The 26,078-nt window shown below is 71.4% G+C and carries 24 protein-coding genes and 2 pseudogenes; 15 read left to right on the plus strand and 11 right to left on the minus strand.

Annotated features, from left to right (window positions below; all coding sequences use genetic code 11):
• Window positions 1–39: 39 nt before the first annotated feature.
• Complete coding sequence (locus tag ACQP0U_RS24190; protein WP_433311116.1) at window positions 40–1,491, minus strand: NYN domain-containing protein; 1,452 nt, start codon at window positions 1,489–1,491, stop codon at window positions 40–42.
• A 127-nt stretch (window positions 1,492–1,618) separates the two neighbouring features.
• Here ACQP0U_RS24190 and ACQP0U_RS24195 point away from each other — a divergent pair, with 127 nt between their 5' ends.
• The 5 genes from ACQP0U_RS24195 to ACQP0U_RS24215 all read left to right on the plus strand — a co-directional run bounded on the left by ACQP0U_RS24195 (window position 1,619) and on the right by ACQP0U_RS24215 (window position 7,124).
• The gene (locus ACQP0U_RS24195; protein ID WP_433311119.1) at window positions 1,619–3,373 is read left to right on the plus strand and encodes a DEDD exonuclease domain-containing protein; all 1,755 of its coding nucleotides are present in this window, start codon (window positions 1,619–1,621) and stop codon (window positions 3,371–3,373) included.
• Window positions 3,374–3,501: 128 nt separating this feature from the next.
• Window positions 3,502–5,295 carry a RelA/SpoT family protein gene (locus tag ACQP0U_RS24200; RefSeq protein WP_433321086.1) on the plus strand — a complete coding sequence of 598 codons (1,794 nt, stop codon included), beginning with the start codon at window positions 3,502–3,504 and terminating at the stop codon, window positions 5,293–5,295.
• Between the two features lie 53 nt (window positions 5,296–5,348).
• Window positions 5,349–5,891: an NUDIX hydrolase gene (locus ACQP0U_RS24205; RefSeq protein WP_238659345.1), complete on the plus strand. Its 543-nt coding sequence runs from the start codon at window positions 5,349–5,351 to the stop codon at window positions 5,889–5,891.
• Window positions 5,888–6,757: a nucleotidyltransferase family protein gene (locus ACQP0U_RS24210; RefSeq protein WP_433311123.1), complete on the plus strand. Its 870-nt coding sequence runs from the start codon at window positions 5,888–5,890 to the stop codon at window positions 6,755–6,757. Before ACQP0U_RS24205 ends, ACQP0U_RS24210 begins: the two co-directional genes overlap by 4 nt.
• Before the next feature lie 79 nt (window positions 6,758–6,836).
• Window positions 6,837–7,124 carry an Lrp/AsnC family transcriptional regulator gene (locus ACQP0U_RS24215; protein WP_074313163.1) on the plus strand — a complete coding sequence of 96 codons (288 nt, stop codon included), beginning with the start codon at window positions 6,837–6,839 and terminating at the stop codon, window positions 7,122–7,124.
• 105 nt (window positions 7,125–7,229) lie between these two features.
• On the opposite strand, the gene ACQP0U_RS24220 is transcribed toward ACQP0U_RS24215, so the two are convergent.
• From ACQP0U_RS24220 to ctaE, 5 genes are all read right to left on the minus strand, one after another.
• Entirely contained in the window at window positions 7,230–7,919 is a 690-nt protein-coding gene (locus ACQP0U_RS24220) for a DUF4142 domain-containing protein (protein ID WP_433311126.1), read from the minus strand.
• Between the two features lie 193 nt (window positions 7,920–8,112).
• Window positions 8,113–9,744 carry a cytochrome bc1 complex cytochrome b subunit gene (gene qcrB / locus ACQP0U_RS24225; RefSeq protein ID WP_433311129.1) on the minus strand — a complete coding sequence of 544 codons (1,632 nt, stop codon included), beginning with the start codon at window positions 9,742–9,744 and terminating at the stop codon, window positions 8,113–8,115.
• On the minus strand, window positions 9,741–10,829 hold the full coding sequence (qcrA, locus tag ACQP0U_RS24230) for a cytochrome bc1 complex Rieske iron-sulfur subunit (RefSeq protein WP_433311131.1): 1,089 nt from the start codon (window positions 10,827–10,829) through the stop codon (window positions 9,741–9,743). The genes qcrB and qcrA overlap by 4 nt, the downstream gene beginning before the upstream one ends.
• A gap of 64 nt (window positions 10,830–10,893) precedes the next feature.
• Complete coding sequence (qcrC, locus tag ACQP0U_RS24235; protein WP_238680077.1) at window positions 10,894–11,730, minus strand: cytochrome bc1 complex diheme cytochrome c subunit; 837 nt, start codon at window positions 11,728–11,730, stop codon at window positions 10,894–10,896.
• Window positions 11,731–11,800: 70 nt separating this feature from the next.
• Window positions 11,801–12,400: an aa3-type cytochrome oxidase subunit III gene (gene ctaE, locus ACQP0U_RS24240; RefSeq protein ID WP_112582810.1), complete on the minus strand. Its 600-nt coding sequence runs from the start codon at window positions 12,398–12,400 to the stop codon at window positions 11,801–11,803.
• Between the two features lie 108 nt (window positions 12,401–12,508).
• Between ctaE and ACQP0U_RS24245 the strand changes: the two genes are divergently transcribed.
• The 4 genes from ACQP0U_RS24245 (at window position 12,509) to ACQP0U_RS24260 (ending at window position 15,422) form a co-directional block, all read left to right on the plus strand.
• Window positions 12,509–13,429, plus strand: a complete 921-nt coding sequence (locus tag ACQP0U_RS24245; RefSeq protein ID WP_433311134.1) for a cytochrome c oxidase assembly protein — start codon at window positions 12,509–12,511, stop codon at window positions 13,427–13,429.
• A gap of 103 nt (window positions 13,430–13,532) precedes the next feature.
• Window positions 13,533–13,928, plus strand: a complete 396-nt coding sequence (locus ACQP0U_RS24250) for a hypothetical protein (protein WP_145779657.1) — start codon at window positions 13,533–13,535, stop codon at window positions 13,926–13,928.
• Window positions 13,929–14,019: 91 nt separating this feature from the next.
• Window positions 14,020–15,063: an anthranilate phosphoribosyltransferase gene (gene trpD, locus ACQP0U_RS24255; RefSeq protein ID WP_433311137.1), complete on the plus strand. Its 1,044-nt coding sequence runs from the start codon at window positions 14,020–14,022 to the stop codon at window positions 15,061–15,063.
• 152 nt (window positions 15,064–15,215) lie between these two features.
• Window positions 15,216–15,422, plus strand: coding sequence for a hypothetical protein (locus ACQP0U_RS24260; protein ID WP_433311140.1), 207 nt, complete (start codon window positions 15,216–15,218; stop codon window positions 15,420–15,422).
• Between the two features lie 141 nt (window positions 15,423–15,563).
• Here ACQP0U_RS24260 and ACQP0U_RS24265 read toward each other — a convergent pair whose 3' ends face one another.
• A complete protein-coding gene (locus ACQP0U_RS24265) occupies window positions 15,564–15,989 on the minus strand; it encodes a cytochrome c oxidase subunit 4 (protein ID WP_433311143.1) in 426 nt (141 codons plus the stop codon).
• Window positions 15,990–15,998: 9 nt separating this feature from the next.
• Window positions 15,999–16,970, minus strand: coding sequence for an aa3-type cytochrome oxidase subunit II (gene ctaC / locus ACQP0U_RS24270; protein ID WP_433311146.1), 972 nt, complete (start codon window positions 16,968–16,970; stop codon window positions 15,999–16,001).
• A gap of 171 nt (window positions 16,971–17,141) precedes the next feature.
• Here ctaC and ACQP0U_RS24275 point away from each other — a divergent pair.
• Window positions 17,142–18,291: pseudogene (locus ACQP0U_RS24275) on the plus strand (cysteine desulfurase family protein).
• Window positions 18,288–18,521 (plus strand): sulfurtransferase TusA family protein, encoded by a 234-nt coding sequence (locus ACQP0U_RS24280; protein ID WP_433311148.1) that lies wholly within the window; start codon window positions 18,288–18,290, stop codon window positions 18,519–18,521. Before ACQP0U_RS24275 ends, ACQP0U_RS24280 begins: the two are co-directional and overlap by 4 nt.
• A gap of 120 nt (window positions 18,522–18,641) precedes the next feature.
• Here ACQP0U_RS24280 and ACQP0U_RS24285 read toward each other — a convergent pair whose 3' ends face one another.
• The 3 genes and pseudogenes from ACQP0U_RS24285 to ACQP0U_RS24295 all read right to left on the minus strand — a co-directional run bounded on the left by ACQP0U_RS24285 (window position 18,642) and on the right by ACQP0U_RS24295 (window position 21,509).
• Window positions 18,642–19,622 (minus strand): carbohydrate kinase family protein, encoded by a 981-nt coding sequence (locus ACQP0U_RS24285; protein WP_433311151.1) that lies wholly within the window; start codon window positions 19,620–19,622, stop codon window positions 18,642–18,644.
• Between the two features lie 199 nt (window positions 19,623–19,821).
• The gene (erpA, locus tag ACQP0U_RS24290; RefSeq protein WP_030337969.1) at window positions 19,822–20,190 is read right to left on the minus strand and encodes an iron-sulfur cluster insertion protein ErpA; all 369 of its coding nucleotides are present in this window, start codon (window positions 20,188–20,190) and stop codon (window positions 19,822–19,824) included.
• Between the two features lie 180 nt (window positions 20,191–20,370).
• A pseudogene (locus tag ACQP0U_RS24295) lies at window positions 20,371–21,509 on the minus strand (glycerate kinase family protein).
• A gap of 68 nt (window positions 21,510–21,577) precedes the next feature.
• Here ACQP0U_RS24295 and nadA point away from each other — a divergent pair.
• From nadA to ACQP0U_RS24315, 4 genes are all read left to right on the plus strand, one after another.
• Window positions 21,578–22,777, plus strand: a complete 1,200-nt coding sequence (nadA, locus tag ACQP0U_RS24300) for a quinolinate synthase NadA (RefSeq protein ID WP_433311154.1) — start codon at window positions 21,578–21,580, stop codon at window positions 22,775–22,777.
• A gap of 212 nt (window positions 22,778–22,989) precedes the next feature.
• Window positions 22,990–24,345 (plus strand): UDP-N-acetylglucosamine 1-carboxyvinyltransferase, encoded by a 1,356-nt coding sequence (gene murA / locus ACQP0U_RS24305; RefSeq protein WP_030337972.1) that lies wholly within the window; start codon window positions 22,990–22,992, stop codon window positions 24,343–24,345.
• 114 nt (window positions 24,346–24,459) lie between these two features.
• Complete coding sequence (locus ACQP0U_RS24310; RefSeq protein WP_433311157.1) at window positions 24,460–25,053, plus strand: DUF3043 domain-containing protein; 594 nt, start codon at window positions 24,460–24,462, stop codon at window positions 25,051–25,053.
• Window positions 25,054–25,222: 169 nt separating this feature from the next.
• On the plus strand, window positions 25,223–25,783 hold the full coding sequence (locus ACQP0U_RS24315; RefSeq protein WP_433311160.1) for a helix-turn-helix domain-containing protein: 561 nt from the start codon (window positions 25,223–25,225) through the stop codon (window positions 25,781–25,783).
• Window positions 25,784–26,078: the final 295 nt, after the last annotated feature.

Raw genomic sequence — 26,078 nt, forward strand, 5'->3', positions numbered from 1 at the left:
CCGGACGTGTCGACGTGGAACCAGCGTGTCGTGCAGACGTCAGGAGCGGGCGAGCCGCCGTAGCAGCGAGTCCGCGCCCAGCGGGTACGCCCCGTGCCGGCGTACCCCGTCGGCGACCTCGCGGTCCGACGAGACCACGACCACCGGACGGCCCGCCGGCTCGGCGCGGACCAGGCGCCGGATCAGCTCGTCGGCGGTCTCGCCCTTGCGGGAGAAGAGCACCCGTACGCCGCGCGGCGCGGGCGGCAGCCCGTGCATCCGCTCGGCACCGTCGAAGACCACCGTGACCTCGTCACCGGTCTGCGCGGCGATCCCGCCCAGCCCGGTGATCAGGCGTTTGCGCTGCTGCTCCAGGGACATCTCGCCGAAGCCACGCTTGGTGACGTTGTAGCCGTCCACCACGAGGTGCGCCCGGGGCAGGGCGAGCAGTTGGTCGAGCCGGGCCGGGTCGTCGGTGTCGCGGGCGCGGGCGGCGGGGTTGGCCGGGGCGGTGCCGGGCTGCTCGGCGAACGCGTCGGCGACGAAGTCGGCGGGGAGTTTGTCCACCGGGTCGAGCGCCAGCTCCCGCCGCAGCCCGACAGCGGCCTGGCCGATGGTCTCCAGGAGCAGCCAGAGTCGGGCGTCGTCGACCGAACGTGCCTCCTTGGCGCTGGCCCGGGCCACCCCGGCGGCGGCCTCGGCCTCGGCCAGCCGGGCCCGGGCGCGGCGGAGTTCGGCGTCCACGTCGGCGCTGGCACGGGCGGCCCGGCCCCGCTCGGTGGCCAGCAGCTCGGTGGCCTTCCGTTCGCGGGCCTGGGTCTCCCGCAGGGTGCGGGCCACCTGTCGGGACTCCTCGCGGAGCTGACCCAGCTCCTCGCGGACGCGGGCCAGCTCGTCGCGGAGCTTCTCGGCCTCGACCCGGGCCACCGCGCGGTCGTGCTCGGCCCGGGTGGCCCGCTGCTCGGCCTCGCGGACCAACTCGGCGACGACGGCGCTGTCCGCCTCGGCGCGCACGGCCGCGCCGCTGGCGTCGATCAGCTCCCGCCAGCCACGGGGCCGGGCCAGGTAGGCCAGCGCGGCCACCTCGACCGGGTCGGCGGCGGCCGGCGCGGTGCCCTCGACCACTGCCGCGCCGAGGTCACCGGCGTCGGCCAGGACCCGCGCGGTGACCCGCTGCCGGAACAGCGGGTCGGCGGTGAGCTGGGCGGCGATGACCGGCGCGCCGAGCCGGGCGCGGCGGTTGGGGGCGAACTTGGCGACCCGGCGCAACGGCACCGGGACCTCGTCAGTGGGGAGGGTGGGCAGCACCGCCGCGGTCAACGTCACGATCCGCTGCCGGACCGGCTCGGGCAGGGTCGGCTCCGGCTCGGCGCCGGGGCCGTCGCCCGTATTCGGCTCGGCTGCGCCGGATGTGTCGTTGACTACGTTGTCGTCCGGGTTGCCCAGAGCACCGTCGAGCGCGACCGGGTCCTCCTGCGGGAGGTGGTCGTCGTACGGCTCGGTGAGGGGCATGTGGCAAGTCTCCCACCGCGACCGGGCCCACCGCCCGGTGAGTGAGCCGATCTCTCATCCTAGCCCCATGGTGACGGTTGGGACGGCTGTGACGGGAGTGTCGGACCGTGGCGCTAACGTGCCGCCGATGGCACAGGCGGAGTACGTCCAGGAGTCACTTGCCGGTCTCGACCCGGCGGTGGGCGGGGTGGACCCGGCGTTGCCGCTCTACGCGACGACCTTCGTGGTGGTCGACCTGGAGACGACGGGCGGCGCGCCGGACGGCGGCGGCATCACCGAGATCGGCGCGGTCAAGGTGCGCGGTGGCGAACGGTTGGGGGAGCTGGCGACCCTGGTCAACCCAGGTCAGCCGATTCCGCCCTTCATCACCGTGCTGACCGGCATCACCCAGGCCATGCTGGTGCCGGCGCCACCGATCGAGCAGGTGCTGCCGAGCTTCCTGGAGTTCATCGACGACGCGGTGCTGGTGGCCCACAACGCCCCGTACGACGTGGGCTTCCTCAAGGCCGCCTGCGCCAGGCACGGCTACCGCTGGCCCAACCCCCGGGTACTGGACACGGCGGCGCTCGCCCGCCGGGTGCTGACCCGCGACGAGGTGCCCAACCGCAAGCTGGGCACCCTGGCCGCCTACTTCCGCACCGCCACCCAGCCCACGCACCGGGCGCTCGACGACGCGAAGGCCACCGTCGACGTGCTGCACGGGCTGATCGGTCGGCTCGGCGGGCACCGGGTCGACACGGTCGGCGACGCCATCGAGTTCGCCCGCGCGGTCACCCCCACCCAGCGCCGCAAGCGGCACCTGGCCGAGGGGTTGCCCAAGGTCCCCGGGGTCTACATCTTCCGGGCCGCCGACGACAGGCCGCTCTACGTGGGCACCTCCGTCGACATCGCCACCCGGGTGCGCAGCTACTTCACCGCCGGTGAGAAACGCGCCCGGATCTCCGAGATGCTGGGCGCGGCCGAGCGGGTCGAGGCGGTGGAGTGCGCCCACTCGTTGGAGGCGGAGGTCCGTGAGCTGCGGTTGATCGCCGCACACGCGCCGCCGTACAACCGCCGGTCCAAATACCCGGAGCGGATGGTCTGGCTCAAACTGACCGACGGTCCGTACCCTCGGCTGTCGGTCGTCCGCGACCTCTCCCCCACCGACACCGCGTACCTCGGCCCGTTCACCTCCCGGCGGGCCGCCGAGCTGGCCGCCGCCGGTTTCCACGACGCGGTGCCGCTGCGTCAGTGCACGCACCGGCTCTCGCTGCGTACCGTCACGCCGGCCTGCGCGCTGGCCGAGCTGGGTCGCTGCCCGGCGCCCTGCGAGCACAAGATCACCCCCGAGGAGTACGACGACAGCGCCGCCGCGCCCTTCCGCACCGCGACGGCGAGCGACCCCCAGCCGGTGGTGGACGCCCTGCTCGCGCGGATCGACGTGCTCTCCCGCGACCAGCGCTACGAGGAGGCCGCCGTGGTGCGGTCCCGGCTGGCCGCCGTGCTGCGGGCCACAGTGCGGATGCAGCGGCTGGCCGCGCTGACCGGGATCGTCGAGCTGGCCGCGGCCCGGCCGGCCGCCCGGGGCGGCTGGGAGCTGGCGCTGGTCCGGCACGGCCGGCTGGCCGGCGCGGGGGTGTCCCCACCGGGCGCCCACCCGCGGCCCACGTTGACCACGATCCGGGCCACCGCGGAGACGGTGTCGGGCGGGCACGGTCCGGTGCCGGCCGCCACCGCCGAGGAGTCCGAGCGGATCCTGTCCTGGTTGGAGCGACCGGAGACCCGACTCGTCGAGATGTCCTCCGGTTGGTCCTCTCCGGCGAGTGGCGCGGGCCGGTTCCGTGACCTGCTGGCGAAGGCCGAGGGCGGCGCGTCCCACCAACTCTCGACCGAACGCTCATGACCAACTGACCGATCGGACTACGTCGACTCGCTTAGGCTGTTAGAGAAGTGCAGTCCTGCCCGATTCGTGGGCCTGCTCCCCGCCGCCGGGTTCCGGCGATGCGGAGCCGGGGTGAGGAGGTGTCCCTCGTGGACGTCGACGCCGGACACGGCGCCGCCCTGGGGGGCGCCCTGCCGACACAGCCGGGTGAGCTGCCGCTCGCCCGCCGGCTGCGGTCGCTGCTCAGCTGGCCGACCACCGACTCCGACCCGGTCACCCAGCTCGTGCGCACCCACCGTGGCATCCACGCCGGCACCGACCCCGCGGTGCTGCGCCGTGCGTACACCATCGCGGAGAACATGCACCGCGGGCAGTTCCGCAAGAGCGGGGAGCCGTACATCACCCATCCCCTCGCGGTGGCGCAGATCTGCGCCGAGCTGGGGATGGACACCACCACCCTGGTCGCGGCGCTGCTGCACGACACCGTTGAGGACACCCGCTACACCCTCCAGGCGCTCTCCGAGGATTTCGGCGGCGAGGTGGCCCACCTGGTCGACGGGGTGACCAAGTTCGACAAGGCGTTCTACGGCAAGGCCGCCGAGGCGGAGACGGTCCGCAAGATGATCGTCGCGGCCGCCAAGGACGTCCGGGTGCTGATCATCAAGCTGGCCGACCGGCTGCACAACATGCGCACGCTCGGGGTGCGCTCGGCGTCGTCGCGGGAACGGATCGCCCGCAAGACCCAGGAGGTGCTGGTCCCGCTCTGTGACCGGCTGGGCATCCAGACCCTCAAGCGCGAGCTGGACGACGTGGTGCTGCTGCACCTCGAGCCCGACGAGCACGCCCGGCTGGCCCGGCACGTGCACGATCGGCCGGGCTGGGATTCCTACCTCGACTCGGTGGTCACCCGGGCCCGGGTGGCGCTGCGACGCAGCCGGGTCGACGCCGAGGTGACCCCCCGTCCCCGGCACCTCTACTCGATCTGGAAGGACACCATCGCCGGCGGCCACACCGCCCCGTACGACCTGCCCCGCATCGTGGTGGTGGTCGACGGCCCGGCCACCGACTGTTACGCCGCGCTGGGCGCGATCCACGGCACCTGGCGACCGGTGCCCGGCCGTTTCAAGGACTTCATCGCCTCACCGAAGAACAACCTCTACCGTTCGCTGCACACGAGCGTCTGCGGCCCGCAGGACCGCACCGTGGAGGTGCTGATCCGCACGGAGGAGATGCACCGGTCGGCCGAGTACGGCATCGCCGCCGACTTCCGTTTCCCCCGCTCGGGCGGCAGCAGCGCCGCGGCCCGCTCCGAGCAGTTGGACTGGCTGCGCCGGGTGCTCGACTGGGAGCCGGACGCCGCCGATCCGGCACAGTTCTACGAGTCGCTGCGCTGCGACCTCGCCGAGGGGCAGATCCAGGTCTTCGCCGACGGGCGGCAGATCGTGCTGCCGGCCGGTGCCACACCCGTCGACCTCGCGTACGAGCTGGGCAACGACCGGGGCGACCACTGCCTCGCCGCCCGCATCAACGGTCGCCTGGCCCCGCTCAGCTCGGAGCTGGACGAGGGCGACGTGGTCGAGATCTTCACCGAGAACGACGGCGACAACGGCTTCGAGGCCGGTGTGGCGCCGCGCGGCCCCCGCCGGGAGTGGCTGGGCTTCGTCAAGTCGCCGCACGCGCAGATGCAGATCAACAGGTGGTTCGCCGAGCACACCGAGCCGGGCATCACGATCAGCGACAAGGTACGCCTCGGTCGGGCCACCATCGGGCTCGCGCTGCGCCAGCACAATCGGGGCCTCGCCAGTGACCTTCCGCTGCTGCGCCTCTCGGAGGAGTTGGGCTACCCCGACCTGGAGACCCTGCTGGTCGCGGTCTTCGACCGGGTGATCGAACCGGACACCGTGGTCCGCCAGCTCATCGACCTGGTCGACCATCGACAGTGACCCGGCGGGCCCCAGCGCGTCCGAAGGACATTCGTGACCACTAGCCTGGAGTCATGATCCCCCGCTCCCGCGCCACCGGTCGGGCCCTCTTCTACCAGGCCTTCTACCGGCTGCCGTTGCCGGTGCGTCGGCGCCTGGTCCGGCTGGCCGTGCCCAAGTACATCGTCGGCGCGGTGACCCTGGTCCGTGACTCCGAGGCGACGGGCGCGGGTCGGTTGCTCATGCTGCGCCAGCCGCCCGGCAAGGGTTGGTCCCTCCCCGCCGGCCTGCTCAACCGGGGCGAGGCCCCGGTGGTGGGCGCGGCCCGTGAGCTGTTCGAGGAGTCCGGTGTCCGGCTCCCACCGTCCCGGCTGCGCCCGGCGGTGCCGAACGCGATCGTGCACGCCAAGGGCTGGGTGGACATGGTCTTCGAGACCGAGGTGCCGGCGTCCAGCACCGAGCTGACAGTCGACGGCGGGGAGGTCTTCGAGGCTGCCTGGCACCCCCTGGACGACCTGCCCAAGCTGACCTGGCCGACGGCCCGGCTGCTCGCCTACTACGACATCGGGCCGCTGGCCGGGCAGTTCCCGCCACCGGTGCCCGACGACACCCCGTGACCGGCGTGGCAGGTGTGCCGGCCGAGCTGTGCGCGGTGGTGCTGGCCGCCGGCGAGGGCACGCGGTTGCGCCCACTCACCGAACGGGTGCCCAAGGCGCTCTGCCCGGTGGGCAACGTATCCCTGCTGGAGCGGGCGTTGGCGCGGCTGGCCGGCCTGGGCCTGACCGGTCCCGACCGCGTCGCGGTGAACGCCTGCTACCTCGGCGACCAGGTGGTGGCGCACGTCGGCGACCGCGCGCACCTGTCGGTGGAGCCGGGCGACCCGCTGGGCACCGCGGGTGGGGTGGCCAACCTGCTGGACTGGATCGACGGGCGGCCGGTGCTGGTCGGCAACGCCGACGCGTACCTCGCCGACCCGGCTGCTCCCCCGGGCCCGGACGTGGCCGCCCTGCTCGACGGGTGGGACGGCCAGACCGTACGCCTGCTCGGCCAACCCGCCGCGGACCCGGCGGCGCCGGGCACCTTCGCCGGGCACAGCTTCACCGGCTTCTCGCTGCTGCCCTGGCGGCTGGTCCGCGACCTGCCTGTCGTCTTCTCGGACCTGGTCCGCGCCGTGTGGAGGCCGGCCGAGGCGGCGGGCGCCCTGACGGTGGTGCCCTACCCGGGCACCTTCTTCGACACCGGCACCCCTGCCGACTACCTGGCGGCCAACCTGCACGCCGCAGCCGGCGGCACTCTCGTCGAGGAGTCCGCGACGGTGACCGGCCGCTGCGTGGAGTCGGTGGTCGGCGCGGGCGCGCGGGTGGACGGCGACGTGTCCCGCACTGTCGTCTGGCCGGGCGCGACCGTACGCGCCGGCGAGCGGCTGCGGAACGTGATCCGGGCCGGGAGCGACCTGACCGTGCCCTGCGCCGCCCAGGGCTGAGCCCCGACGGCTCCCGCCTCCGGTCTCGCGCCGGAACATCTAGCATGGGCGACGACGCCGACGAACGGAGAATTGCCCCGTGATCACCGCGATCGTGCTGATCGACTGCGCCACCGACGCGATCCCCGAGGTGGCGGAGAACCTGGCCAACCTTCCCGGTGTCAGCGAGGTCTACTCGGTGGCCGGGCACGTCGACCTCATCGCCATCGTCCGGGTCCGCGAGTTCGACCAGATCGCCCAGGTCATCGCGGGCAGCATCTCCAAGGTCCCGGGCGTGCTCAACACCGAGTCGCACATCGCCTTCCGGGCGTACTCCCAGCACGACCTGGAGGAGGCGTTCGCGATCGGCCTGGCCAGCGCCGACTGACCCGCCGCCGTCTCACAGGGCCGGTGCCGGCCCCAGGGCGGCGTGCAGCGGGCACAGGGCGGCCGGTCCACCGCGTGGGTGGACCGGCCGTCTGCTGTGGCTACGTCAGCTCTCGCTGGGAGCCGGTACCTCGGTGGTGCCGCCGCCCGGAGCCGGGGACTCGGTGCCACCACCCGGAGCCGGCGACTCGGTGCCGGTGCCGCCCGGAGCCGGCGACTCAGTGCCGGTGCCGCCCGGGCTGGGCGTACCGCTGGCGCTGGTCTGCGGGACCGGAATGCCCAGCTTGTTGGCGAGCGCCACCAACTCGTCGTAGTGCGTCTGCAGCGTCGGAAGTGCCGTCTGCGCCAACTGGACCACCGACGGCTCGGAGCCCTGCGAGATCTCCGTCTGGGTGGCCTGGATGGCCTGGACGTGACCGGCCAGCTCACTTGTCACCCAGAGCCGGTCGAACTCCGCGCCGCTGGCGTTGTTCAGCTTGTCGATGACCGCCTGCTGATCGGCGCTGGGCTCATTCGGCAGCTCCACCCCGAGCTGGGACGCGGTCTGCTGCACCGTCTGGTCCAACTGGGTGTGGTCGGTCTTCAACATCGCGCCCAGGTCCTTGACCCCCTGATCCTGACCCTTCTGCTGGGCCAGGTCACCAGCGGTGATCTCGAACAGGTTGACCTGGTGTACCGCCTGCAGGTACTGGGTGTCCTGCGTTGACGGCTGTGCCGCGGCCTGCGCGGCCGCAGCCGGCGCGACACCGACCAGTACCAGCGCGGCCAACAGGCCGAGGCGTTTGATACCCAACATGCTTCCCCCCCTTGAGACGTTGGACCGCACGGATACCCGGCTCACCGGGGTTATTCCTGCGATCGCCCGTCGCGCAGGGTCGACCGGTCCTACCGTGGGCGTCCGACTCCTGGTCGGATGGGTCGGGGGGTGCGGATACGACGGGGCGCCCGCCGGAATCCGGCGGGCGCCCCGTAACTGTGCGATTGGGCGGTCAGCGGCGGCTCTCGCCGCTGCCGATCTCCTCGCGCTCGGGCCGGGCCTCGACCGGCGGGTGCCCCGGCGAGACCGGCGCCTCGACCGGCTTCTCGATCGGGTAGAAGAAGCCCCGGATGGCCGGGCCGAGGGCCCCCAGCCGGTTCATCTTCTTCGGCACGACCCAGCCGACGTACTCCAGCTGGCCGTGACCGTCCGCGTGCCCGTTCGACGCGCTGAGCGGCTGGTGCACCTCGACGAACCGGCCGTCCGGCATGCGCCGGATGATGCCGGTCTCCACGCCGTGCGCGAGCACCTCCCGGTCGTGCTGCTGCAGACCCAGGCAGAGCCGGTAGGTGACGTAGTACGCCAGCGGCGGGACCACGAGCAGGCCGATCCGGCCCGCCCAGGTCATCGCGTTCAGGCTGATCTGGAACTTGTCCGCGATCACGTCGTTGGCGCCGGAGAGCGTCAGCACGATGTAGAACGAGACAGCCATGGCGCCGACGGCGGTCCGGGCCGGGGCATCCCGGGGACGCTCGAGCAGGTTGTGGCTCTTGCGGTCCTTGAGTTGCCGGGCTTCCAGGAACGGGTACATCGTCGACAGGCCCACCAGGATGCCGGGCAGCACGACAGTCGGCCAGAACAGCGGCGGGATGACGTACCCGTCGCCGATCGGGATGGGGATCTCCCAGGCCGGCATGAGTCGGGTCGACCCGTCGAGGAACATGACGTACCAGTCGGGCTGGCTGGCGGCCGAGACCACCCACGCCTCGTACGGGCCGAACAGCCAGATCGGGTTGATCTGGAACAGACCGCCCATCAGCGCGATGACGCCGAAGACGACCATGAAGAAGCCGCCCTGCTTCAACGCGTACCGGGGGAACATCCGCTCGCCCACCACGTTGTTGTTGGTCCGGCCGGGGCCGGGCCACTGGGTGTGCTTCTGCTTGAAGACCAGGCCCAGGTGGACGCTGATCAGCGCGACCAGCAGACCCGGGATGAGCAGCACGTGGGCGATGAAGAACCGGCTGATGATGATCGTGCCCGGGAACTCGCCGCCGAAGATCGACGAGGTGACCCAGGAGCCGATCACCGGGATGGACAGCATGATCGCCGAGGCGATCCGCAGGCCGGTGCCGGACAGGCCGTCGTCCGGCAGCGAGTAGCCGGTGAAGCCGGCCAGGAAGCCGACCCAGAACAGCAGCGAACCGATGATCCAGTTGGTCTCACGCGGCTTGCGGAAGGCACCGGTGAAGAAGACCCGCAGCATGTGCACGACGATCGCGGCCATGAACAGCAGCGCCGCCCAGTGGTGCATCTGCCGCATCACCAGACCGCCCCGGACATCAAACGAGATGTCCAGGCTGGAGGCGTACGCGGCGGACATCGGGGTGCCCTGCAACGGCGCGTAGCTGCCGTCGTAGACCACCTCGGTCATCGCCGGCTCGAAGAAGAAGGTGAGGAACACACCGGTCAGCAGCAGGACGATGAACGAGAACAGCGCGATCTCGCCGAGCAGGAAGGACCAGTGGTCCGGGAAGACCTTGTTCAGCAGCTTGCGCAGCGGGGTGGCCACCTGGAAGCGGTCGTCCACTCCCACCGCGGCCTTGCCCGGCGTCGCCGCAAGGTCAAACTTTCGACGCTTCATGGCCGCTCCCAGAAATCAGGCCCGACGGTCTCGGTGTAGTCGGACTTCGCCACGAAGAAGCCCTCGGAGTCCACCTCGATCGGCAGCTGCGGCAGCCGCCGGCTGGCGGGGCCGAAGACTGGCCGGGCGTTGTCGGTGATCAGGAACTGGGACTGGTGGCACGGGCAGAGCAGCCGGTTGGTCTGCTGCTCGTACAGGCTGGCCGGGCATCCCGCGTGCGTGCAGATCTTGGAGAACGCCGCGTAGTTGCCCCACATGTAGTCACCGTGGCCGACCCGCTCGTTGGCCCGGCGCGACTCCTGCGCGTCGGAGTCGCGGAGGTGGATCAGCAGCGTCGGCGAGTCGGCGTGCTTGTTGCTCACGCCGTGATCGATGCCGGGGAAGACGGTGATCTGCCCACCGGTGCTGATGTCAGCCGGGCGGATCGGACGGCCGTCCTCGCGGACCAGGCGGATCCGCTGGCCGCCCTCGGCCATGGCGAACCCGGTGGTGAACATCTGGTTGTTCTTGTGCGGCTGCGAGATCAGACCGCCGACCAGCGGCGCCGCGGCGACCGCGGCGACCGGCGCGAGACCGGCCAGCAGCGAGATGCCGAGCAGCGGGCGACGCTTCACGCCCAGCTCGTCCGCCATGTAGAGCATGGTCTGGCCGGTGATGGTGCGGCCTTCCTCATCCACCTGACCCTCGTGCCGGTCCTGGATCGAGACCTCCTTGGGCAGCAACTTCTTGCCCCAGGTCAGGATGCCGAAGCCGACGGCGAGCAGCGCGATGCCGAGGGTGAAACCGAGCAGCGGGGTGTAGAACTTGTCGCCACCCCGGCCCGCCTCGTACTGCCACGGCCACCAGATGTAGATGGCCAGGAAGGCGGTCGCGGCCAGGCCGGTGATCAGGAAGAAGCCGGCGACCACCCGGGTCAGCCGACGCTCCGCCTTGGTGCCCGGCAGCACCTGCGGCTCGTAGTGGACGATCTCGATGTCGTCCCGGCGTGCGCCCTCACGAACGACGTCGAACCGGGTCAGCTTGGGGTCGTTCACGTCGAGCGGCTCCCGGCCCTGCGGGGCCTGGTGCTCGGTGTGGGTGCTCATGCCGTCACCTCGCTACGGGTGGTGCCGAGCGGCACCACGGCGCTGAAACTGAGTATCCGCTCGGTCACGACTTGCCTGCAATCCACAGGCTGGCGAAGACGAGCGCCACGATGCCAACCAGGAAGATCGCCAGGCCCTCGGTGGAGGGGCCGTACCGCCCGAGGTTGAACCCACCCGGGTCCTGGTCGTGCTTCAGCGTCTCCTGGATGTAGGCGATGATGTCGGCCTTCTGCTCCGGCCGGAGCTGGTTGTCGCCGAACACCGGCATGTTCTGCGGGCCGCTCAACATCGCCGCGTAGATCTGGCGGTCGGTCGCGGGGTGCAGGCTCGGGGCGAACTTGCCCGAGGAGAGCGCACCGCCGCCGCCACCGAAGGCGTGGCACTGCGAGCAGTTGATCCGGAACAGCTCACCGCCGGACGCGATGTTGCCGTCCTCGCGGAGGTCGTCACCCTCGGGGACGACCGGGCCGCCGCCGAGCTCCTGGATGTACTGGGCCAGCTGACGGGTCTGCTCGTCGGTGAAGACCGGGGGCTTGCGGTGCGCCTGGGCCTCCTGGCGGGCCAGCGGCATCCGCCCGGAGCTGACCTGGAACTCGACGGATGCCGCGCCGACGCCGATCAGGCTCGGCCCGCGGCCCTCGACACCCTGGGCGTTGCGGCCGTGGCAGGTCACGCAGCTCACGTCGAACAGCGCCTTGCCCTCGGCAGCGGCGCCGGTCAGCTGCGGGTTGTCCTGCGCCTGGGCGCCCGGGGCGAAGACTGTGTAAGCGCCGCCGGCGAGCATCAGCGCGGCGATCAGCCGGACCGCGGCGCCCAGCCGGCGGCGGCCCCTGCTGCGCGCGGCGGGCCGCTCACGCAACCGCGCGAGCAGACCGCGTCGGCGGTCGTTGTCAGAAGTCATGAGCGGTGTCCTTAACCGGTTGGACCTGTCTCAGGGGACGGAGCAGCAGCGCGGAATGTGACGCGCAAGATCACTGGAGCCAGTAGATCATGGCGTACAGCCCGATCCACACGACGTCGACGAAGTGCCAGTAGTACGACACGACGATCGCCGACGTCGCCTGCGCCGGAGTGAACCGGCCCATGGTCGTACGGACCATGAAGATGATGAAGGCGATCAGACCACCTGTCACGTGCAGGCCGTGGAAGCCGGTGGTCAGGTAGAACACCGACCCGTACCCGTCTTCGTTGATCTTGATGCCGTCGGCGACCAGGTGCCGGTACTCGTTCAGCTGGCCGAGGACGAAGATCAGGCCCATCACGAAGGTGACGGTGAACCAGCGCCGCAGCGCGTGCACGTCACCCTTCTCCGCCGCGAAGACGCCGAGCTGGCACGTCACCGAGGACAGCACCAGGATCACCGTGAAGGTGGTCGCGTACGGGATGTTCAGCGCCTCGGTGTGCTTCTCCCACTGCTCCGGCGCAGCCGCGCGGATCGAGAAGTACATCGCGAACAGCGCCGCGAAGAACATGAGTTCGCTGGAGAGCCACACGATCGTCCCGACGCTGACCATGTTTGGTCGGGTCAGAGAGTGGATCCGGCTCTTGTCAATGGCTGGGGCCGCAGTCACGCCGTCATTATTGCCCCTGACCGGGGCCGGCGATCAGCGGGGTGGCAAACCTGCGCCTTCCGTGGCCCGAGCGTCAGGGTCCGGTTCGCCTGGCCTAGCCTGAAAAGCGTGCTGCACGTCGATCCGATCTTCGCCGCCACCTCGGCCCCGCCGCCGTTCACCGTCGGCGCGGTGCTGAGCGAGACCCGGCTGGACAGCTGGCTGGCCCTGGGCCTGGTGCTCGCCGCCGGGCTGTACCTCTACGGGGTGTACCGGCTGCGCCTGCGCGGCGACCGCTGGCCGGTGGCCCGTACCGTGTTCTTCCTCGGCCCCGGGCTGGGCGGCATCGCGCTCGTCACGGTCAGCGGGCTGCACGCCTACGACACCGCGCTGCTGTCCGTGCACATGATCCAGCACATGGTGCTGTCCATGGTGGCGCCGATCTTCCTGGCGCTGGGCGCGCCGATGACCCTGGCCCTGCGCACCCTGCCGGTCGGGCCGCGCAAGCGCCTGCTCGCGATCGTGCACAGCCGCGTCGCCCGGGTCTACAGCTTCCCGCTTGTGGCGTTCGCCATCTTCGTGGTCAACCCGTTCGTGCTGTACTTCAGTGACCTGTACCGCTACACCCTCGAACACGCCTGGGCGCACGAGCTGGTGCACGCGCACTTCATCATGACCGGCTGCGTGTTCTTCTGGCCTCTACTCGGCCTCGACCCGCTGCCCGGCCGCTGGCCGTACCCGGCCCGTGCGCTGCTGATGCTGCTCTCCGTGCCGTTCCACACCGTGCTCGGCCTCACCATCATGCAGAGCAGCACGCTCTTCGGCGGCGACTGGTACCCGTCGCTCAACCTCGGTTGGGTCGACCCCTGGCAGGACCAGGTGGTCGCCGGCGGCATCCTCTGGGCAGGTGGCGAGTTCGTCAGTGTGACCATGCTCGCGGTGCTCGTGGTGCAGTGGGTCAAGCAGTCCGAACGGGAGGCCCGCCGGGTGGACCGCGAGCTGGACCGCCAGGAGGCCCGCGAACGCGCCGCCGACGCCGCGCCCGCCTGAGCTGCCCGGACGGTACGCCCCGACGCGCGACGCCGGGCGGGATGTCGGCTACGTCACGCCGACCGGTACGATCTGCGAGCAGCTACGAGGTGGGAGTTCCGGCATGAGCGATCGTCTGTGCACCGTGTTGCTCTACAGCGACGACCCGCAGGTCCGTGACCGGATGCGGATGGCCGTCGGCACCCGGCCCGCTCCCGGTCTGCAGATCGAGTTCGTCGACGCGTCGACCTACGCGGAGACCATCCGGCTGGTCGACGACTACGAGATCGACCTGCTGCTGCTCGACGGTGAGGCGAGCCCGGGCGGCGGCATCGGCATCGCCCGGCAGATCAAGGACGACCGGGACGACGCTCCCCCGACCTGCCTGGTGATCGCCCGCGCCGCCGACCGATGGCTCGCCGCGTACGCCGAGGTCGACGCGACGCTGGTGCACCCGCTCGACCCGGTGACCACCGGCGGCACGGTGGCCGAGCTGCTGCGGACGCACGCACCCGCCTGACGTCCCCCGCTCCTCCGGCACCGCCACGGCGCCGGGTCTCCTCGGCACCGGTTCCAGCCAACCCGCACTTCGCATGCTCGGGAGGCCCGCCATGGGCGATCGGACCTGGCCGCACCTGCTCAACGCGCTGCTGCGCGGTGACGAACTCTCCACCGCCGACACCGCCTGGGCGATGGACGAGATCATGACCGGCTCGGCGAGCGCCCCGCAGATCGCCGCCTTCGCCGTGGCGCTGCGGGCCAAGGGGGAAACCCCCGCGGAGCTGGCCGGCCTGGTGGAGGCGATGCTGGGTCGCGCGGTCCCGGTGGCGCTCCCCGAGGAGCTGCGCCGCACCGCGCTCGACGTGGTCGGCACCGGCGGTGACCTCGCCCACACGGTCAACATCTCCACGATGACGGCGCTGGTGGTGGCCGGCGCGGGCGTCCGCGTCGTCAAGCACGGCAACCGGGCCGCCTCCTCCCTGTGCGGCACCGCCGACCTGCTGGAGTTCCTCGGCATCCCACTGGATCTCGGCCCGGAGCAGGTCGCCCGCTGTGTCGAGGAGGCCGGCATCGGGTTCTGTTTCGCGGCCCGGTTCCACCCCGGGATGCGACACGCCGGCCCGGTCCGCCGCGAGGTGGGCGTGCCCACCTTCTTCAACTTCCTCGGCCCGCTGACCAACCCGGCCCGCCCCCGGGCCGGCGCGGTCGGCTGCTTCGACCTGCGGATGGCCCCGGTGATGGCAAGCGTGTTCGCGGGCCGTGGCGACTCGGCGATCGTGATGCGCGGCGAGGACGGGCTGGACGAGTTCACCACCGCCGCGCCGACCCGGATCTGGGCTGCCCAGGGCGGCAACGTACGAGAGGCCGTGCTGGACGCGACGGACCTGGGGGTGCCCCGGTCCACCCTCGCCGACCTGCGCGGCGGTGACGCTGCGTACAACGCGGGTGTGGCCCGTCGCCTGCTGGCCGGCGAGACCGGCCCGGTCCGGGACGCGGTGCTGGTCAACGCGGCGGCGGCGCTGGCCACTCAGGGCCCGCTCGACGGCGACCTGACCGAGGCGCTCCGCGCCGGCCTGGCCCGCGCGGCCGAGTCGATCGACTCCGGCGCTGCCGCCGCGACCCTGGACCGCTGGATCGAGACCGCCACGGCCTGACCCCGTCGGCGCGGACGCCGACGAGTGGGCGACGGCGCGCGAGGGTTTGTCGGACCCGTCTGGGAAACTACAGCCGAGTAGTTCTCCGCTTCCCGTTGCTGCGTCATTGTCGTGTCCGGGAGCGGTCCGCCTGGTTTCGAGAGGAGACGCCCGTGTCGCACCGCGAGCTCCACTGCGACGTCTGCGAGGGCGTGGCGCTGTTCGAGGCACCGCCCTGCGTCGACGGCCACGGCACCGACTGTCCAGAGTTGAGCTGCACCGGCTGCGGCGCCGCCGTGGTGGTCAGCGTGTTCGCCTTCCCGGTCACCCGGCTGGCCGCCCCGCGCCGCCGCCAACCCGCCCGCCGCCGCGCCGCCTGACCGTACGGCGCCGGCCCGCGCTCGGCTCGGCTCGGCTCGGCTCGGCTCGGCTCGGCTCGGAGCATGATCGAAGGCCCGCTCCCCCACTCGGGGAACGGGCCTTCGTCGTGCAGGGGTCGGTCGCCACGGCGACCGGGTGGATCAGTGCTCGGCGGTACGCCGGGTGCCGCTGTAGTACTCGAACAGGAGCCCACAGGCGGCGAAGACAACTGCCACCAGGCCGGCGCCGATCAGCCAGTACTGCCAGAACACCATGCCGAGCGCCGCGATCGCGGCGGCCAGCGCCAGACCGAACGGCCAGTAGCTGCCCGGGCTGAAGAAGCCGACCTCACCAGCGCCGTCGGCGATCTCGGCGTCCGGGCGGTCCTCCGGGCGCAGGTCGATGCGGCGGGAGACGAACCAGAAGAAGCCACCGCACATCGAGCAGAGCAGGAACGACAGCAGCAGGGCGACGGTGCCGACCCACTCGACGCCGCCCGACTCCCCGTGCGTCCAGGCGCCGTAGAGGATGGTGGCACCGAAGAGGAACCCGGCGATGATCAGGAAGATACGCCACTCGGTCTTCATGCCGCTGCCTCAGCTTCCGGTGCGGGCCGGAACTTTGTCCGGGTTGAAGTTGTCCTGCGTCCGCCGCGTGTCGAACGGCTCGGTGGTCTCCGCGTACGGCTCCTCACCGATCGCGGACAGCGCGTCCTGGGTGGACTTGCCGCTCTGCTTGGCCGCGAGGAACTGGTCGTACTTCTCCGGCGAGACCACCCGCAGCTCGAAGTTCATGAACGCGTGGTAGCTGCCGCACAGCTCGGCGCAGCGCCCGACGTAGGCGCCCTCGGCGTCCAGGCTGGAAACCTCGAACACGTTGCGGATCTTGCCCGGCATGACGTCCCGCTTGAAGAGCAGCTCCGGCACCCAGAACGAGTGGATGACGTCGCGGCTGGTCTCCTCGAACCGGATGGACCGGTTGGTCGGCAGCACCAGCACCGGGATGACCTCACTGGTGCCGAGCGTCGACGCGGTGGTGCGGGCGTCGGGGCCCTGACCGTCGCGGTAGTTGAACTGCCAGTTCCACTTGAACGCGACGACCTCGACCGTGACGTCCGGGTTCTTCGACAACTTGTCGACGTCGGTCTGCACGATCGCCGTGTAGTAGAAGAGCACGGAGACGATCAGGATCGGCGCGATGGTGTAGAGGAACTCCATCGGCATGTTGTAGCGGGTCTGCACCGGCAGCGCGTTGCCGCGCTTGCGGTAGCGCACGACGCACCAGAAGATCAGGCCCCAGACGAAGACGCCGACGGCGAGCGCGGCGATGCAGGAGGCGATCCACAGGTCGTACATCCGCTTGGACTCCGGCGAGATGCCGCCCTGCGGCCAGCCGAAGCCGTGGAAGGCCTGACCCACGTCACAGCCCGTGAGCAGAAACAACAGCGCCACGCCACCGAGACCGAGCCCGGCCAGGCGACCAGCACCACGTCCCCGGCGTCCACCAACCCCTGGGGAAGCGCTGTGCCGTACGGCCGACGGCCGTACCTCCGAACTCCTTGCGACCACCTGGTCCTGCCTCCCTAGCGCGCCGCGGTGCGTCTTTCCTCAGCACCGGCGGCAAAGGCGTCACCGACGGTCGCAGATTACTCGACCATGACGGACTCAACCGTGGTGGGGTCACTGTCCGACCCCCATCGGGGGGATCCTGGGCATACCGCCGCGATAGCGTGTTGGTCTGTGAGCGCATCCCCGGTCTACCTGGACGCGGCGACCGCCGCGCCGATGCATCCGGTCGCGCGGCAGGCGCTGCTGGCCGCGCTCGACGACGGCTGGGCCGACCCGGGCAAGCTGTACACGCAGGCCCGGCGGGCCCGGCAACTGCTCGACGCCGCCCGCGAGGCCACCGCGCTGACGCTCGGCGTCCGCGCCGATGAGGTGTCCTTCACCCCCAGCGGTACGACCGCAGCCCACGGCGCGGTTCTCGGGGGCCTGGCCGGGCGGCGCCGGGTCGGGTCGACGCTCGTGCACTCGGCGATCGAGCACTCGGCGGTGCTGCACGCGGCGGAGCGGCACGTCGGCACGGGCGGGACGGCCACCGAGGTGCCGGTCGACCGGTTGGGCCGGTTGGACCTCACCGCCTGGTCGACGGCCGTTCGGGCGCCGGGGGTCGCGCTGGCCGCGTTGATCACCGCCAGTCACGAGGTGGGGACCGTGCAGCCGGTCGCCGAGGCGGCCGCCGTGTGCGCCGACGCGGGTGTGCCGCTGTACGTGGACGCGGCGCAGTCGGTGGGCCGGGTGCCGCTGCCGGCCGGTTGGTCGGTGCTCACGGCGAGCGCCCACAAGTGGGGCGGGCCACCGGGGTGGGGGTGCTGGCGGTCCGCAAGGGCACTCGCTGGGATTCGCCCTGGCCGGCCGACGAGCGGGAGGGTGGGCGTACCCCGGGGTGGTGAACCTGCCCGCGGTCGTGGCGGCGGCGGCGAGCCTGCGGGCGGCGGCGGCCGACGCGGCGGCTGAGGCGACCCGGCTGGCCGCCCTGGTGGACCGGGTCCGGGATCGGGTAGCGGCGGAGGTGCCCGACGTCGAGGTGGTCGGCGACCCGGTGCTCCGGCTGCCGCACCTGGTCACCTTCAGCTGCCTGTACGTCGACGGCGAGGCTCTGCTGCACGCCCTGGACCGGCGGGGTTTCGCCGTGTCGTCCGGCTCGTCCTGCACCTCGTCCACGTTGCGTCCGTCGCACGTGCTGGAGGCGATGGGGGTGCTCTCGCACGGCAACGTGCGGGTCAGCATGCACCGGGAGACGACCGAGGCGGACGTGGAGCGGTTCCTGACCGAGTTGCCCGGGATCGTCGCCGGGCTGCGTGCCGAGGCCGGGGTGGTGGGGCTGTGACGATGCCGGACGAGGTGATCGACTGCCGGGGGCAGCGCTGCCCGCTGCCCGTGATCGCGGCGGCGCGACGGATGCCCGAGGTGCCGGTCGGCACGGTGGTCCGGGTGCTGGCCGACGATCCGGCGGCGGCTGTCGACATCCCCGCCTGGTGCCGGATGCGCGGCCAGGAGTACCTGGGTTCGATAAACGGCCCGGACGGCCCGGCCTACGACGTCCGCCGCACCCACTAACCCACCCCGACACCCTCCGACCCCCGCGATCTTGCAGTTTCTGCGGGGACGTAGGTGTGCAGAAGCCGCGAAACGGCGACAGAAAGTGCAAGATCGCCGGGGTGGGGGTGGGGGTGCGGGCTACGCGGGGAGGAGGTGGGGGCGGACCTCTTCTGCCGCGGTGTCACCGTAGGACTCGGCCAGCCGCTTGACGAACAGGTCGCGGCGGACGTCGTACTCCTGGGTGCCGACGGTCTCCAGGACCAGCGTGGCCAGCAACGAGCCGACCTGGGCGGCCCGCTCCAGGCCGAGGCCCCAGGAGAGCGCGGTGAAGAAGCCGGCCCGGAAGCCGTCGCCGACGCCGGTCGGGTCGACCGCCCGGATCTCCCGCGCGATCGGTACGTGGATCGGGTCGATGCCGCGCCCAGCGATCTCCACACCGTGCTTGCCCAGCGTGGTGACCCGCACCTTGACCAGGTCCAGCAGTTGGTCGTCGCTCAGCTGCGCCTTGCTCTGCAGCAGCGACTTCTCGTAGTCGTTGGTCATCAGGTACTCGGCGCCCTCGATCAGCGCCACCACGTCCTCGCCGCCCATCCGGGCGAGCTGCTGGGACGGGTCGGCGGCGAAGGCGTACCCGCGGGTGCGGCACTCGGCGGAGTGGCGCAGCATCGCCTCGGGGTCGTTGGCGCCGACCAGCACCAGGTCCAGACCGCCGAGCCGATCGGCGACCGGGGCCAGCTCGATGTTGCGGGCCTCGCTCATCGCGCCGGCGTAGAACGACGCGATCTGGCACATGTCGGTGTCGGTGGTGCAGACGAAGCGGGCGGTGTGCGCCACCTCGCTGATGTGCACCGAGTCGCAGTCCACGCCGTGGCGCTCCAGCCAGGAGCGGTAGTCGGCGAAGTCGGCGCCGACCGCGCCGAGCAGCACCGGACGCAGGCCGAGCTGACCCATCCCGAAGGAGATGTTCGCCGCCACGCCGCCGCGGCGGAGCACCAGGTCGTCCACCAGGAAGGAGAGGGACACCTTGTGGAGCTGATCGGCGATGAGCTGGTCGGCGAAACGACCGGGGAAGCTCATCAGGTGATCGGTGGCGATCGAGCCGGTGACGGCGATCTTCATGTCAACCCTCGGGGTCGGGAGCAGGGCGCGGTCAGCCTACCGGCACGGCAACCCGATGGTCACCGCTCGGTCGGACAACGGCAACCAACCCGCCACGGCCCCCTTCGGGACCGCTCCCAGACCGTGCTGACCCCCGACCGGGTACGACGATGGGGCCGTCCCGGAGAACGGCCCCATCGTCGCTGGTGTGTGGTGTGACTCAGTTGAACGAGTCACCGCAGGCGCAGGAGCTGCCCGCGTTGGGGTTGTCGATCGTGAAGCCCTGGGCGTCGATCCGGTCGGCGAAGTCGATCGTCGCGCCGGAAAGGTACGGGGCGCTCATCCGGTCGACGACGACCTCGACACCACCGAAGTCGGTCACGACATCACCGTCGAGCGAACGCTCGTCGAAGAAGAGCTGGTACCGCAGGCCGGAGCAGCCGCCCGGCTGCACGGCGACGCGGAGCCGCAGGTCGTCGCGGCCCTCCTGCTCGATCAGGGCCTTGACCTTCTGCGCCGCGACGTCGGTGAGGACGACGGAAGTAGGGGCCTGGGCCTCGGTCGACTCGGTCTGCGCTGGCGTGGTCACGTGGAAGTCTCCCTGCGCGGTTTGGGTCCGGACGCACTGGCCAACGTCGCGCGCCGTCCAGTGATTCCCGGTTGTGGTCCTCAACCGATCGTACGCCGCCCCGGCCGGCCGCACCCGCGTGGCGTGACCCCCGCCGCAGGTCGCCCCCGGTCGTGGCGGGCGCACGGGCTGTCGAGGCGCTCAGCGGCTCCACTGCCGGGCCAGCCGGGCGCCCAGTTCGCGCAGCCCCTCCGCGGGCCGGCTCAGGGCGGCGTCGAGCCCGCCACCCTCCTCGCCGCCGAAGTGCTCGACCAGGCTGTACGCGTCGGTCACCCCGGCCGAGGCGGCCTCCCGCCGGCCGGTGCTCACCTGCCCGGCCACCACCACGCAGGGGACTCCGCGGTCGCGGGCGGCGCCGGCCACCCCGGCGACGACCTTGCCGCGCAGCGACTGGTGGTCGAACGACCCCTCCCCGGTGATCACCAGGTCGGCGGTGTCCAGCGCGTCGTCGAGTCGGGTGGCCCGGGTGACCAGGCCGATCCCCGACTCGCACTCGCCACCCAGGGCGAGGAGCGCCGCGCCGATGCCCCCGGCGGCCCCACCACCGGGCAGAACGCCGAGCCCCGCCGGGCAGCCGGCCAGGTCCCGTTCCAGCACCGCCGCGAAACGCTCCAGGGCCGCGTCGAGCAGCAGCACGTCAGCGCGGTCGGCGCCCTTCTGCGGGCCGAACACGTTGCTCGCCCCGTGCAGGCCGAGCAGGGGTTGTCCACGTCGGTGGCCGCGACCAGCCGGACGCCGCGCAGCCGGGGCGCGCCGTCCAGGGCGTCGACCGCGGCGAGCGCCGCCCCGCCGTACGCCAGCGCGGCGCCGCCCTGGTCGAGGGGGGTCACGCCCAGCGCGGCGAGCATTCCGGCGCCGGCGTCGTTGGTGCCGGAGCCGCCCAGCCCGATCACCACAGTGCGGGCGCCGCTCTCCACGGCGGCGGCCACCAGCAGACCCAGTCCGTACGAGGTGGTGGTCTTCGGGTCGCGTTCGGCCGCGGAGAGCAGGTGCAGGCCGCACGCCTGCGCGCTCTCTAGATAGGCGGTGGCGCCGTCGGCGGTGAGCAGGATCTCACCGGCCGCCGGCCGGCCCAGCGGGTCGACCGTCGACACCGGCACCCGCCGGCCGCCGAGGGCTTCGGCGAGCACCTCCACGAAGCCCGGCCCACCGTCGGCGAGCGGCCGGATCAGCAGATCGTCTCCGTCGGTGACGGTGCGCCAACCGGCGGCGACCGCGGCGGCCACCTCCGGCGCGGGCAGGGTGCCGGCGAACTTGTCCGGGCAGAGCAGCACACGCATGCCGAGCAGTGTGGCAGCCCACACCGAGCGAAGCTGCGTCGCGCTCCTGCTGTGGGACCATGGGCTACGTGACTTCGACCTGGGTGGAACCCTCCAACACGGCGACGGCTCTGCTGCTGCTCGGCCGGGGCAGCGACCCCGACACCGAGCGCGGCGTCGAGTGTCCGGGCGACCTGCCGGCGCCCAGCGATCCGGATCTGGTGGCCCGTGCCACCGCCGCAAAGGCGAAGCTGGGCAGCAAGGTCTTCGTGCTGGGGCACCACTACCAGCGCGACGAGGTGATCCAGTTCGCGGATGTGACAGGCGACTCGTTCAAGCTGGCCCGGGAGGCCGCGGCCCGTCCGGACGCGGAGTACATCGTCTTCTGCGGCGTGCACTTCATGGCCGAGAGCGCCGACATCCTCACCACCGACGCCCAGCGGGTGATCCTGCCCGACCTCGCGGCGGGTTGCTCGATGGCGGACATGGCGGTCCTGGGCCAGGTCGAGGCCGCGTGGGACACGCTGACCGAGCTGGGCATCGCCGGTGAGACGGTGCCGGTGACGTACATGAACTCCTCGGCCGACATCAAGGGCTTCGTGGGGCGCAACGGCGGCGTGGTCTGCACCTCGTCCAACGCCAAGCGCGCCCTGGACTGGGCCTTCGAGCAGGGGTCGAAGGTGCTCTTCCTGCCGGATCAGCACCTGGGCCGTAACACCGCGGTGCTGGAGATGGGCCTGTCGCTCGACGACTGTGTTCTCTACGACCCGCACAAGCCCGGTGGCGGGCTCACCCCCGAGCAGTTGCGCGACGCCAAGATGATCCTGTGGCGGGGGCACTGCTCGGTGCACGGCCGGTTCACGCTGGACAGCGTCAACGACGTACGGGAGCGGGTGCCCGGGGTCAACGTCCTGGTCCACCCGGAGTGCCGGCACGAGGTCGTCACGGCCTCCGACCACGTCGGCTCCACCGAATACATCATCAAGACGATCGAGGCGGCTCCGGCCGGCTCGGCGTGGGCGCTCGGCACCGAGCTGAACCTGGTCCGCCGGCTCGCGCTGGCGCACCCGGACAAGCAGATCATGTTCCTGGACAAGGCCGTCTGCTACTGCTCGACGATGAACCGGATCGATCTGCCGCACCTGGTCTGGGCCCTTGAGGAGCTGGTCGCGGGCCGGGTCGTCAACCAGATCACGGTGGACACCGACACCGCGCACCACGCCCGGGTGGCGCTGGATCAGATGCTCGCCCTGCCCGGCGCGGACACCCCGCCACCGACGACGTCCTGATCACGATCTGTAGCGCTCTTGGTACGCAAAAGTGCCGGATCACCGATTAATGCCACACACGCCGATGTGACCGAGTCCTTTTTCGTCACCGAGGGCTATGCTGCCCAAGCGACGACACACGCGGGCCGTTTCGACATGGCCGCATCCGGGGTAGCGAAGAGGCTCAGGCGCCCCACCATCAACACGGCAGCACCGACGCGCTGGAGGTTGCGTTGACCGACGACGTCCTGGTTGTGCACGGAGGCACTCCGCTCGAAGGGCGGATCCGCGTGCGCGGCGCGAAGAACCTGGTTTCGAAGGCGATGGTCGCCGCGCTGCTCGGCGACAGCCCGAGCCGACTGTTCGACGTGCCGAAGATCCGCGACGTCGAGGTGGTGCGCGGTCTGCTCGGCCTGCACGGCGTCAAGGTCACCGACGGCACCGAGGACGGCGAGCTCGTCTTCGACCCGGCGAACGTGGAGAGCGCCAGCACCGACCAGATCAACGTGCACGCCGGTTCCAGCCGGATCCCGATCCTGTTCTGCGGCCCGCTGCTGCACCGCCTCGGGCACGCGTTCATCCCGGATCTGGGCGGCTGCCACATCGGCCCGCGCCCGATCGACTTCCACCTCCAGGCGCTGCGGGAGTTCGGTGCCACCGTCGACAAGCGGCCCGAGGGGCTGCACCTGTCCGCGCCGAACGGGCTGCACGGCACCAAGTTCGCCCTGCCGTACCCGAGCGTCGGCGCCACCGAGCAGGTGCTGCTGACCGCAGTGATGGCCGAGGGCGTCACCGAGCTGCGCAACGCCGCGGTGGAGCCGGAGATCATCGACCTGATCTGCATCCTGCAGAAGATGGGCGCGATCATCAAGGTCCACACCGACCGGGTGATCGAGATCCAGGGCGTGCCCAAGCTGCACGGCTACACCCACCGGCCGATCCCGGACCGGATCGAGGCGGCGAGCTGGGCGGCCGCCGCCCTGGCGACCCGTGGTCACGTCGAGGTGCTGGGCGCGCAGCAGGCCGACATGATGACCTTCCTGAACATCTTCCGCTCGGTCGGCGGCGAGTACGAGGTCACCGACGCCCGCGCGCCGAAGCTGGGCGACCCGGGCCAGGAGGGCGGCATCCGCTTCTGGCACCCCGGTGGCGAGCTGAACGCGGTGGCGCTGGAGACCGACGTGCACCCCGGCTTCATGACCGACTGGCAGCAGCCGCTGGTCGTGGCGCTGACCCAGGCCCGCGGCCTGTCGATCGTCCACGAGACGGTCTACGAGCAGCGGCTGGGCTACACCGAGGCCCTCAACTCGATGGGCGCCAACATCCAGGTCTACCGGGACTGCCTCGGCGGCACCCCGTGCCGCTTCGGCCGGCGCAACTTCAAGCACTCCGCGGTGATCGCCGGGCCGAGCAAGCTGCACGCCGCCGACCTGGTCATCCCGGACCTGCGGGCCGGGTTCAGCCACCTGATCGCGGCGCTCGCGGCCGAGGGCACCTCCCGGGTGTACGGCGTGGACCTGATCAACCGGGGCTACGAGGACTTCGAGGCAAAGCTCGCCGATCTGGGCGCGCACGCCGAGCGTCCGTAACCTCGGTCACCCTTCATTGCTACGACGGCTCCAGGTCAGCGCACTGCGACCTGGGGCCGTCGCCCGTTGCACCGCGATGTGCACCGGGCGCGGGCGGTTGGCTACTCTTGCCGCGTGCCGTCGCTCTTTCGCCGCAAGTCCACCGACCTCGTCGACGAGGCCGTCACCTCGGTGACCCCCGAGGAGACCGCTGAGCGTTCCCGGGGTTACACCCCGGCCAAGGGTCGGGAGACGCCCAAGCGACCGACCGTCGGCCGTCGTCCGGCCGGCCCCACTCGCCCCCTCACCAAGGAGGAGGAGCGAGAGCGTCGCCGCCAACTGCGCGCCGAGGCCGCGTCGGAGTTCCGCCGCGAGGGTGGCCCGCGCGACCGTGGCCCGGAGCGGCTGCTGGCCCGCAACGTTGTCGACTCCCGGCGTACCGTCGGCACCTGGTTCTTCGGCGGGGCCCTGATCGTGCTGGTCGGGTCGAACGCGGCCATGCCGCCGCTGGTTCGGTTGATCTCCAACGTGCTCTGGGGCGCGCTGGCGCTGGGCGTGGTCATCGACTCGGTGTTGATCTGCCGCAAGATCAGCAAGCTGGTCCGGGAGCGCTTCCCGAAGACCGACCAGCGGATGGGCTCGCTCTTCCTCTACGCGGTCATGCGGTCGATCACCTTCCGGCGGATGCGCGCTCCGGCGCCCCAGGTCAAGCTGGGCGACAAGGTCTGATCCCGGGCTTCCCCACCTCCACGATCCGCGCGACACCAGCGAAGCTGCTGCCTCCGACATTCGAGGCAGCAGTTTCGCCGTAACTGCGCGGATCTTGTCGTGCGGTCATCATGCTGAACGGGTTGCCGTTGTTCGCCAGACCGAACGTGTGACCCAATGGAGCGAAGGCATGCCTTCGGAACCGGCTGCCCCGCTGGCCACCATCGCCGCCGCCCTGCGCCGGGAGCGGGAACGGGTAGGCATCTCGCTGACCGAGCTGGCCCGCCGGGCGGGGGTGGCCAAGTCCACTCTCTCCCAACTGGAGTCGGGCACCGGCAACCCGAGTGTGGAGACGCTCTGGGCGCTGGGCGTCGCACTCGGTGTGCCGTTCAGCCGGCTGGTGGAGCCCGTCGACGACGGCGTACGGGTCATCCGGGCGGGCGACGGGTCGCACGTCCGCTCCGAGCAGGCCGACTTCAGCGGAACGCTGCTCAGCGCCGGTGCGGCGCACCTGCGTCGGGACGTCTACCTGATCAGGCTCGAACCGGGCGCGGTCCGGGCCGGCCACGGACACACCCCCCGCAGCGTCGAGCACGTGGTGGTCGCCGCCGGCCGGCTGCGGGTGGGACCCGAGGCGGCGCCTGTCGAACTCGACCCCGGTGACTACGCCACGTTCCCCGGCGACGCACCGCACCGTTACGAGGCGCTCGCTCCCGGCACGTTCGCCGTCCTCATCATGGAGCATCCCTGAACGAGGGCGGCCATCCCTCCGCAGCCGGCTGGTCGCCGAGTGCGGTAGGGTCGGAGAGCAGATTCGCTTATAGGACCAAATGTCCGAAACCAATGGGATAACGTTTGCGCCGGTGGGCGGCACCACAGTGGCGGTGAGCGAGCCCACGCCGTTACCCTCCATCCGCAGCCACGGCCTGCCAGAGCGGCGACCTGACCGGCATGTGCGGCCCCAGCGCGACAATTTGCAACGAGGTGACAACGCGTGAGCGAGCGGACGCGAGCCGGCCACCGGGGCGTGGCAGGCGGCGACCGGA

The sequence above is a fragment of the Micromonospora sp. CA-269861 genome (genome assembly GCF_050948505.1).
In the GTDB taxonomy this organism is placed as follows: Bacteria; Actinomycetota; Actinomycetes; order Mycobacteriales; family Micromonosporaceae; genus Micromonospora.